The sequence below is a fragment of the Pseudoruegeria sp. HB172150 genome (assembly GCF_013184805.1).
Lineage (GTDB): Bacteria > Pseudomonadota > Alphaproteobacteria > Rhodobacterales > Rhodobacteraceae > Psychromarinibacter.
The window spans coordinates 363891-373477 of the sequence record NZ_JAATNG010000004.1 but is presented as its reverse complement, the minus strand read 5'-3'; the positions used below and the strand labels follow the sequence as shown (position 1 = coordinate 373477).

Annotated in this window: 9 protein-coding genes; 1 reads left to right on the top strand and 8 read right to left on the bottom strand. The window is 64.9% G+C overall.

What is annotated here, in order from left to right; all coding sequences use genetic code 11:
* Window positions 1-403: membrane dipeptidase (locus HCO70_RS18625; RefSeq protein WP_172298952.1), on the top strand; the 403-nt coding region annotated here is incomplete at its 5' end.
* Window positions 404-753: 350 nt separating this feature from the next.
* Here HCO70_RS18625 and HCO70_RS24890 read toward each other — a convergent pair.
* The 8 genes from HCO70_RS24890 to HCO70_RS18585 all read right to left on the bottom strand — a co-directional run bounded on the left by HCO70_RS24890 (window position 754) and on the right by HCO70_RS18585 (window position 9584).
* Window positions 754-2337 carry an FAD-dependent monooxygenase gene (locus tag HCO70_RS24890; protein ID WP_172298950.1) on the bottom strand — a complete coding sequence of 528 codons (1584 nt, stop codon included), beginning with the start codon at window positions 2335-2337 and terminating at the stop codon, window positions 754-756.
* A 26-nt stretch (window positions 2338-2363) separates the two neighbouring features.
* Window positions 2364-2945, bottom strand: a complete 582-nt coding sequence (locus HCO70_RS18615) for a VOC family protein (protein ID WP_172298992.1) — start codon at window positions 2943-2945, stop codon at window positions 2364-2366.
* Between the two features lie 80 nt (window positions 2946-3025).
* Window positions 3026-4330 carry a TRAP transporter large permease gene (locus tag HCO70_RS18610; protein WP_172298948.1) on the bottom strand — a complete coding sequence of 435 codons (1305 nt, stop codon included), beginning with the start codon at window positions 4328-4330 and terminating at the stop codon, window positions 3026-3028.
* The gene (locus HCO70_RS18605; protein WP_172298946.1) at window positions 4327-4845 is read right to left on the bottom strand and encodes a TRAP transporter small permease; all 519 of its coding nucleotides are present in this window, start codon (window positions 4843-4845) and stop codon (window positions 4327-4329) included. Before HCO70_RS18605 ends, HCO70_RS18610 begins: the two co-directional genes overlap by 4 nt.
* Window positions 4846-4852: 7 nt before the next feature.
* Window positions 4853-5833, bottom strand: coding sequence for a TRAP transporter substrate-binding protein (locus tag HCO70_RS18600; RefSeq protein ID WP_172298944.1), 981 nt, complete (start codon window positions 5831-5833; stop codon window positions 4853-4855).
* A gap of 105 nt (window positions 5834-5938) precedes the next feature.
* Window positions 5939-7345 (bottom strand): aminomethyltransferase family protein, encoded by a 1407-nt coding sequence (locus tag HCO70_RS18595; RefSeq protein WP_172298942.1) that lies wholly within the window; start codon window positions 7343-7345, stop codon window positions 5939-5941.
* A gap of 21 nt (window positions 7346-7366) precedes the next feature.
* On the bottom strand, window positions 7367-8101 hold the full coding sequence (locus HCO70_RS18590; protein WP_172298940.1) for a GntR family transcriptional regulator: 735 nt from the start codon (window positions 8099-8101) through the stop codon (window positions 7367-7369).
* Window positions 8102-8648: 547 nt separating this feature from the next.
* Window positions 8649-9584, bottom strand: coding sequence for a DmsC/YnfH family molybdoenzyme membrane anchor subunit (locus HCO70_RS18585; RefSeq protein ID WP_172298938.1), 936 nt, complete (start codon window positions 9582-9584; stop codon window positions 8649-8651).
* Window positions 9585-9587 lie beyond the last annotated feature (3 nt).

The following is a 9587-nucleotide window of genomic DNA, read 5'->3' as shown; positions in this document are numbered from 1 at the left end:
GCTGTTCAAGGCGATCGGCGACAGCGGCGGGGTCTGCTCGATCAACATGGTCGGCGGCTTCGTCGATCCCTCGAACCCGGATATCGTGACGACAGACATCCTGTTCCGTCATATAGACCATATCGCCAGCCTCGTCGGCATTGACCACGTCGGCTTCGGCTCTGACTGGATCCCGGATATCACCCAGACCGCCGTGTCGGGTATGAGCCCGCTAGGTGATCTTCTGTTCCCTGATGGCGGTGTACTGCGAGCAATGTCGGCCAAGGGTGTGCCGACTCCGGCACCCTACCAGATCGTTGCCGCATTGGTCGACAAACTCCTGGAGAACGGCTGGTCAGACGCGGACTGCGGCAAATTCCTGGGCGGTAACCTCTATCGCGTGGCATCCGAGGTCTGGACATGATCCCGGCGTATCAGGCGGTTGCTCAGTAAGTGTAGGGTGGGCAACGCCCCCAGCCGGAAGGCTGAGACAGTGGCGAAAGCAGAGAATGTTCTGCGACCAATCGTTTGAGCTGGTGCCTTGAAAACCGCATTCACCAAACGGCGTTTGGCGAATTTACGTGCATCATTGTCCTTTGCGGACCACGATAGCAGACCTTCGCCGCGCGTGGGGTGAAGTCTGCTAAGGGCCGGTCGATAAGCTGAGCGCGTCGCTGCGCGTGCAAAATCGGCCTGACGCGCTCTGGTCAGTTTGGGCTCGCAGTTGCCGTTCACTCCATTTGTGATGAACGGCGGCTCATGGCCGATCCCCCCTCAAACCACCTCCCCGACCTTTCCAACAGCCACACCCAGCACGGCATCCGCCTCCCCGTCCCCCCCGCTCCAGGCGACGAAGTGGTCGGGGCGGACGAGGACGAGGGGGGTGCCGTAAACCCGCGCGCCGTCTCCGCCGGGGTCGGCGATGCGGGTGAAGGGGAGGCCGAGGCGGCGGGCGGTGGCCTCGAAGGCGGCGCCGCGGCCGTCCGGGGTGAAGTCGAGGAGGGCGTAGCCCGATCCCAGAGCCTGGAACAGGTCGCGGCCGTCCGACAGGGAGCAGGGGGCGAGGTGGTGGCCGGGGCGGGCGGCGAAGCTGTGGGTGCCGCGGGCTGACGGCGCCGCGCCGGGGACCGGGCAGAGGGGGGAGCCTTCGTAATTGGGTTCGAAGGCGTTGACCTCGGCATCGTTCAGGTCGCGGTTGTTCCATTTCTCGGCAAACAGCGCCGGGTCGGGTTCCGGCGCGTATGTGTCGAGGAAATCGCGGTCCTCGTGGATGTAGCGCTCGATGAAGCCCTCGGCGAGGGTCTCGAAGACCGGGCGGCGTTCGGCGTCGTAGCTGGAGAGCAGCGCGTCGCTGCCCCAGCCCTGCACCGCGGCGGCGAGTTTCCAGCCGAGGTTGCGCGCATCCTCCAGCCCCATGTTCACGCCGTAGCCGCCGTAGGGCGGGTGCGAATGCGCGGCGTCGCCGGCGATGAAGATGCGGCCCTTGCGGTAATCGTCGGCTATCGCGACGCGCAGGTCCCAGAAGCCGAGGTGGTCGATGGTGAGGTCGGTGGGCTCGCCGATGGCCTTGGTGATGAAGGCGTGGAAGTCGAAATTGTCCTTGGTGGTGTCGAGCGGCACGGGGGCGTGGAAGAAGAAGCTCTTGCCGTGGTCGACGCGGCCGAAGAACAGCCAGTAGCCTTCGTAATCCGGGTGCAGGACGCAGAAGAACGCCTTGCCGGGATAGCGTTCGAGCTTGGCGTGGAGGTCGGGCGAGGTGAAGACGGCGAGGATCATGCGGCGGTCGTGGTCGCGCAGGGTCTGGCTCATCCCGGCGGCGTCGCGGGTGAAGCTGTGGCTGCCGTCGGCGCCGACGAGGTACTGCGCGGTGAGGGTGCGGCGGGCGGTGCCGTTGCGCTCTGTGATCTCCAGCGTGGCGGAGGTGGCGTCCTGGCCGAGGGCCGTGCCCTCCCAGCCGTAGAGGAGGTCGATGTTCGGGATCTGGGCGGCGCGGGCGCGCAGGACGCTTTCGGTGGCGTATTGCGGCAGGCGGGCGTTGGCGGCGAAGTAGTAGTCGGCGACGGATTCGCGCGACAGCCAGTCGTAGGAATAGTCGCTGAGGAGCGAGCGGTAGGTGGTGATGCCGCCGATCCCGGCGCCCTTGGGGATGTGGTGGGCGGTGCGCAGTTCATCCTCGCAGTGCCAGGCGCGGAAGTGCTCGGCGGTGCGCTGGGTCAGGTTCTGGCCCTTTGGGATCGGCTGTGGCTCGGGGTATTTCTCGACGACGGCGACGGAAAGACCGCGCTGGCCGAGGTCGATGGCGAGGCCCATGCCGACGGGTCCGCCGCCGTTGATGATGATGTCGTAGTCGTGGGTCATGGGGCCTCTTCCTCGGCGCGTGTGGGTCAGTACGGGTTCTTCGCGCCCCTGTCGGCGGAGAGCGATTGCTGGCGGCGTTCGACCAGACCTTCGATGGCGTCGGCGAGGTGTTCCTCGGCGAGGTTGTAGTCGCCGCGTTCGACGCGGATGCGGTGCGCCTCGATCATCACGTCAGCGTGGCGGCAGCCTTCGGGCGGCTCGAAGCGATAACTGGCGAGTTCGATCAGCAGGCCCAGCGGGTCCTTGAAGTAGATCGAATCCATGAAGCCGCGGTCCTTGGGACCGGAATGCTGGATGCCCCGGGCGTCGAGGCGCTTGACGCATTGCCGGAACGTCGCCTGGCTGACGTTGAAGGCGATGTGGTGGACGCAGCCGATGTCGGTGGGCGTGCGCGCCGGGTCGGGCTTGCGGTCTTCGTTGGTGAAGATGGTGATCAGCCGGCCGTCACCCGGGTCGAAGTAGAGGTGCCCCTGGTTCGGGTCGTCGAGATTGGGCTGGTCGAAGATGAAGGGCATGCCCAGCACGCCCTCCCAGAAATCGATGGATGTCTGGCGGTCGGCGCCCACCAGCGTGATGTGGTGCACGCCCTGCGCCTGCAGCTTGCGGATCTCGTTGGACTTGTCCATGGCGGGGCCTCCCTCCCCTCGGCGTTATGCTGCGCGCAGCCTAGCGCCCCTGCCCGGCCCGGTCACTGGATCATCGTCGACGGCAGGAAAAGCGTGATCTGCGGGAAGGCGACGAGGATCGCCAGCGTCACCAGCATCGCGCACCAGAACGGCAGCACGCCCACGAAGATGCGGCTGAGCGGCACGTCCGAGGCCACGGATTTCACGATGAAGACGTTGATGCCGACGGGGGGCGAGATCAGGCCCATTTCCAGCGTCAGGACCACCAGCACGCCGAACCAGATCGGGTCGATCCCCAGCTGGGTGATGATCGGGAAGAAGATCGGCAGCGTCAGCACCAGCATCGCGAAGCCTTCGAGGAAGCAGCCGAGCACGAGGTAGACGGCGAGGATGATCATCAGCGTGCCGACGACCGGCAGGTTCAGCGAAATCAGGAACTCGCCGACGGCGCTTGGGATATGCGACAGGGCGAGGAACGGGTTGATCATGTGCGCCGCGATCAGGATCAGCATGACCGTCGCGGTGGTCACGACGGACTGGCGGCTGGCGACCCAGAGGTCGCGCAGGCTGAGCGTGCGCGAAACGAAGCCGATCAGGATGACGAGCCCGGCGCCGACCGCCGCCGCCTCTGTCGGAGAGAACAGGCCGCCGTAGATGCCGCCGATGGTCAGAACGATCACGCCGACGATGGGGCCGGCGCCGACCAGCGCGCGCGCCTTTTCCGACATCGAGGTGCGGGGGCCGGTGGGGCCGAAGGCGGGGCGGATAAAACAGATCAGCGTGACGGTCAGCACGAAGCAGCCCAGCAGCAGCAGGCCCGGCACCACGCCAGCCAGGAACAGCCGGCCGATGGATTGCTCTGTCAGGATCGCGTAGATCACGAAGCCGGTCGAGGGCGGGATCAGGATACCGAGTGTACCGCCCGCGGCGACCACGCCGGTGGACAGCCGGTCGTCGTATTTGAAGCGGTTCATCTCTGCCAGGGCGACCTTGCCCATGGTCAGGGCCGAGGCGACCGACGAGCCGGACAGCGCCGCGAACCCGCCGCAGCCGACGACGGTGGCAGAGGCCAGCCCGCCGCGGATCGACCCGATGATGGCATAGGCCGCGTCGTAAAGCCTGCGGCTCATCCCGGTGACGCTGGCGACGTTGCCCATCAGGATGAAGAGCGGCACCACCACCAGTTCGCCGGACGAGGCCAATGTAAAGGTTTCGGACGCCAGCAGCCCGTTGGCCGCCTTGATGCCGTTCAGCGCGGCGATGCCGCACCAGCCCACGACGAACATTGCGATCGCCACGGGGATGCGGATGATCAGCAGGACAAGAAGGATCGCAAGCCCGATCAGGCCGACGGCAGCAGCACTCATAAAGGTTCTTCGCCCGAATGGCTTTCGCCGCGGATGTCACGGCCCCGGAACGCCAGCTCGGCCGCGCGCAGCAGCATGCCAAGCGCGGTCACGATGGCAAAGCCCATCAGAGCCCATTGGAACCAGGCCTTGGGCAGGCGAAGCAGGTTGGTGGAGAGGTTCAGCATCCGGCTGATCTGCGAGCTTTCCCAGATGGTCCAGGCGATGCCGAAGAAGATGATGGCGCCCAGAAGCGCCGCGATCACGTCGACGGCCCGGTTGAAGCCGCGCGGAAAGTGGTTCTCGAACACATCGACGGCGACGTGGCCGCCGGTGCGGTCGCACAGGGCCATGCCGCCGAAGACGATGATGACCATGCCCATGGTCACCATGTCCTGAGAGCCGAAAAGCGGGCTGCCGAAGGCGCGCCCGATCACGTCAACAAGGATCACCCCGACCACCACGAGGAGTCCGAGGGATCCGATAGCCGCGGACAGGCCGATCAGCCCGTCCGCAATCTTTCTAAGTGCTTCCATAAGCCCCTTATTCGCCCATCATGGACTTGAGCAGATCGCCGCCGCCGATGGACTCGGCATAGCTCATCGACACCGGCTCCACCAGATCGGCGAAGGCCTTTGCTTCGTCGTCGCTCAGCTCGATCAGTTCGACCGAACCGGAGTCGACCGCGGAGCTCAGCGCTTCGTCGGCGGTGGCGTTCCAGGCATCCTCGGCGCTCTTCGACAGGTCACGGCCGATGACCGCGTCCATCGCTGCCTTCTCGTCGTCGGAGAGCCCGTCATAGGTCGACTGGTTCAGCACGGTGAAGAAGGTCAGGCGGCCAAGCGGCGCGCCGGTGGTGATGTGGGTCGCGACTTCTTCGAGTTTGAAGTCCGACAGGGTCGAGACACCCGAGATGACGCCGTCGATCAAGCCGGTCTGCAGCGCGTTGTAGACCTCGGTCATCGGCATCTGCACCGGGGTGGCGCCCAGAGCGGCGGCAACCTCGGCGGCGGTGGAACCCGCGACGCGGATCTTCAGGCCGGCGATATCCTCGGGCGAATGTACCGCGACATCCTTCATGATGAAGGCGTTGGGCTCGGAGGTCCAAAGCGCCACCGGAATGGTGCCCGGGAACTCCTCTTTCAGGGCGTCGATGTTGTCCCAGATCAGGTCATAGCCGGTCTTGCCCTCTGGCACAGCGCCCGGCATCTCGACGATCATGGTCTTGGGGAACTGCGACGAGGTGTAGCCCGGCAGGCCCCAGGACAGGTCGGCGACGCCCTGCAGGACGCGCACGTACTGTTCCGCCGGACCGGCGCCGAGTTCACCGCCGAAGTAACCGCGCACGGTCAGTTCGCCACCGGTGGCGCCGGACAGCTCGTCGTTCATCTTGTCGATGACGGCGGCGGTCACGGTGTGCTGCGGCGGCGTGAAGGACGCGTATTTCAGCTCTTTTGCACCGACGGGCAGCGACGTGGCGGCGACGGCCACGGCGGCCGCGGCGAGGATCTTGTCGAATTTCATGGGTTCCCTCCCGGTTACGCCCGGACCATCAGGACCGGGCTGCAAGCGATGTGTACGGGGCGCAACCTATCTGCAGGCTGCGCCCCGCGCAAAGTAATTTCCGCGTTATTCCGCGGCCTTGGTCCGCCAGCTGTCGGCGTAGTTTTCGCGTGCTTCGGCCGAGTACGGCGTCGGCGAGACACGAACGCGGATCTCGGTCTGCTTGTGCTTTTCGGTCGAGGTCTTGCCGGTCGGTTCCGGCTCGCCCCATTTCAGGGTCAGCACGTCGCCGATTTCGACCGACTGGTCGACCACGCCGAGCGACAGCAGGCAGCGTTCGTTGAACGAGTAGCCGTTGAACATCGACATGCCGACCATCTTGTCGCCCTGCATGACCATGTCTGCGGTCGAGGAGGCGTAGTTCGGCTGCGGGAAGTCGATCCACTTGTAAGGCGTGCCCTGTTCGAAGGCGGACGCGATGACTTTCAGCACGTCTTCCTTGTTGAACTCGAAGGTCACCTTCTTCCGGTTGGTGCCGGATTCCTTCATCTTCAGCAGGGCTTCCTTGCCGACGAAGTCGTCCTTCTTCCAGCCGATGTAGAAGTCGTAGCCCAGTTCGAACGGGTTCACGTAGTAGTCTTCGATGTTGTCGGAGACGAACGAACCGCCGATGGCGCCCGCGGCTTCGTACATGTCGGAGCCGAGCCAGTCGCGGTAATCGGCCAGCATGCCGTCACCGGTGTAGATGCCCGGCAGCGGCGACGGGATCCAGCCCGATTCCAGCGTGTTGGTGGAATAGGCGCGGCTGCCGCACTGCACCAGGTTGACGCCGGCGTCCTTCGCGGCCTGCAGGATGGTCGAGTGGATGTAGTCCTTGTCCTTGTACGGCCCCCAGACCTCAAGCCCCGGCGCGCCGGACATGCCGTGGCGCAGCGCCTGCACCTTCTTGGAGCCGATGTTGATCCAGTCGACATGGAAGAACTTGATATCCGGGATCGGGCCGCCGTTCATCTTTTCAAAGATCTTCGGCGCGTCGGGGCCCTGGATCTGGAAGCGGTAATGCTCGCGCAGGACGCGCTCGCCCTCGGGGCGGCTCGGGCTGCGGGGGTCGTAACGCAGGCGGACGTTCCACTTGCCCCAGGCGGCGGCGAACATCAGCCAGTTCGAGGTCGGGGCGCGGCCGACGAGGATGTACTTGTCCTCGCGCTCGCGGAAGATGATGTGGTCGCCGATCACGTGGCCGTTCGGGGTGACCGGAACGTAGTGCTTAGCGCGGTTCAGGTCGAAGTTACCGAAGCCGTTGATGCCGTGATAGGCGAGGAACTCGGTGGCCTGCGGGCCTTCGACGATGACCTCGTCCATGTGGTGCGTCTGGTCGAACAGCACCGCGGTCTCGCGCCATGCACGCTGTTCGTCGCGCCAGTTGACGAATTCCGGTGCGACCACCGGATAGACGTACATCCCGATCTTGGAGTTGCGAAGCATCTCCACCGGGTTCTTGTGTTGCGCCATCACGTCGCTGAGGCTGGGCATGAGGTAGTCCTCCCTAAGAGATTAAGAGTTGGAAACGAGCGCCAGGCCAGGCACGTGCTCGGCAAGATCCGGCCCGGCCTGCAAGGCGTATTTGAGGTTCTCGCGGGCCAGCCGCGCATGTTCGCGCGCCAGCGCCTCGGCCCGCGCACCTTCGCGGGCGAGGATCGCTTCGAAGATCTGGTGGTGCTGGCGCTGGGCGCGGGGAAGCGAGGACAGGAACGCCTCGATCACTTCCTGCCCCTGCAGGAACGCGCTGGGCGAGGCCAGCGGCAGGCGGCTGGCGCGTTCGACCTCGCGCTGCACGACCCGGCTGCCCGAGAACATGGAGATAAGCTCGTGGAACCGCCCGTTCAGGCGCACATAGCTGCGGAAATCGATGGCGTCCGGCTTGGCGGTGGCCCGGTCCAGCCCGGCCAGCACCTCGCGGCATTCCTTGACCAGTTCGGGATCGGCGCCGCGTTCGGCGGCGAGCCGGGCAGCAGTGCCCTCGATCACGCCGCGCATCTCGATCGCGTCGATGATGTCGTCCATGGTGAAGCTGGCGACACGGCAGCGGCCGGTCTCGGCCCGCTCTAGCAGACCTTCCTCGACCAGCCGGTCCATCGCCTGCCGCAGGGGGGTACGCGAAATGCCAAGGCGCTCGGCCAGGGCGGTCTCTGCCAGCCTCGAATTGGCCTCGAACTGGCCGGTCAGGATCGCCGACCGCAGCTCAAGCAGCGCCTTTTCGAACTGGGATACCCGCTCTGTGCCAGGCATCGCTCCTCCCTTCGGCAACTCGTTCACCGGAATTCGGGATCGGTTTATTCTGTATACAATTGGCAGTCAAACGAATTCTGATTGCCCTGCCGGCGGGGCAATTCGCAGTTTCTGTATACCAAAGCGACTCGCCTTCACACTCGCCGGCGATCAGGTCAGCGACCTCGCGTCTTTGCAGACGCCAACAAATTGGGCGGCCTGCCACAAAGTAACGACCGAAAACGCAAAAATAGGACACTTTTCAGTTGAATAGCCGTAAAAACGCTCTTCTGTGTGATTGTGGGTTCGATTTTCTGTGTTAGCAAAATCCGCGGGAGCTGCGGAAAGAACGACTGGCAGAACACCGGCTCTTTGGATCATGGCTATAAGAATATTTACCTGCCACGAGTGCGGGCACAAAATGCGTTTGGCACACAATCGGTGTGGCTACTGTTACGCTCCGAAGGCCTTTTATCAGCGGGGGCTGTTCTGGGTCGGAGTGACAGCAGTCTGCGTCGGCGTCCCTGCCGCAGCAGCCTTCAGCCTTCACTGACGTGGCCCATCAGACTCAGGCGCGTGCAGCGCCATAGTAGAGCATGGAAACATGCTCTGCCTCGGCAAAGAAAAGCCAGCGCTCGGTCACCAGACCGAGCGCAGCACTCAGTACCGCAAGCAGGTAGAACGTTGTGCTCAGCGGTGTCAGCAGCGCCGCGACGGTGAACAGAACCGGCAGGGCGCAGAGGCAGAGCAGCGCAAGGCGCCGCAGCTTTTGGGCATGCTTGCGGGCGACGGAATACCCCATCTCGCGCATCACGAAATTCGGCCGCGTGTGCGGCGGGTCGAGCTGGCGGATACCGTCCTTCCCCAACCCCAGCGCCATGGCGGCGGTGTAGCGCCCCGGATTACCGTCGATCTCGGCGAAATACGCGATCTTCAGACCGCCGGCGGCCAGGGTCGCGAGCAATGCGACGACGCCGATCCAGACGGAGCCATAGCCGAACAGCGCCATGAACAACGCGAAAAGCAGCGCGCCAGAGGCGGCGGACAGGACGAGGTAGATCAGCGGGACCAGCGGCAGGTTCCACTGCCGGATCGTCCGCAGCGAGGCATAGATCATGCCGGTGCAATAGACGGTGACAACGGCGCCCGCAGCGGAGAGCAGCGCCAGCACGGGCGTCCAGATCGATTCCGTCCCGGTCAGCCAGAACAGCGCCAGAAGCCCGCTGGGAACGTAGGTCGCGACTGCTGCCACGCCCTCCCGCGACAGCCAGGAGCTGCGCCATTGCGAAAACGCGCGGATGGCGCGTTCCGGGCGGCCGAGATGCAGGGTGGAGCTGAGGAGGCCCATGGTGATCAGGACCAGCGCGACGGCGATGGTCGTGAAGCCCGTCCAACCGTCCCCCGGCAGCAGCCCGAGCAGATGCGCCAGGGAAAGCCAGAACAACAGCCCGTATCCCGCGCCGGAGGCGGTGGTGAAGAAGATGACGGAATAGGCGGGATGCATCGG

What these genes read in the sequence shown, in the direction of transcription:
- HCO70_RS24890 (WP_172298950.1), bottom strand. Translation starts at nt 2,337, where the DNA reads ATGACCCACGACTACGACATCATCATCAACGGCGGCGGACCCGTCGGC.
- HCO70_RS18610 (WP_172298948.1), bottom strand. Translation starts at nt 4,330, where the DNA reads ATGAGTGCTGCTGCCGTCGGCCTGATCGGGCTTGCGATCCTTCTTGTC.
- HCO70_RS18605 (WP_172298946.1), bottom strand. Translation starts at nt 4,845, where the DNA reads ATGGAAGCACTTAGAAAGATTGCGGACGGGCTGATCGGCCTGTCCGCG.
- HCO70_RS18600 (WP_172298944.1), bottom strand. Translation starts at nt 5,833, where the DNA reads ATGAAATTCGACAAGATCCTCGCCGCGGCCGCCGTGGCCGTCGCCGCC.
- HCO70_RS18595 (WP_172298942.1), bottom strand. Translation starts at nt 7,345, where the DNA reads ATGCCCAGCCTCAGCGACGTGATGGCGCAACACAAGAACCCGGTGGAG.
- HCO70_RS18590 (WP_172298940.1), bottom strand. Translation starts at nt 8,101, where the DNA reads ATGCCTGGCACAGAGCGGGTATCCCAGTTCGAAAAGGCGCTGCTTGAG.
- HCO70_RS18585 (WP_172298938.1), bottom strand. Translation starts at nt 9,584, where the DNA reads ATGCATCCCGCCTATTCCGTCATCTTCTTCACCACCGCCTCCGGCGCG.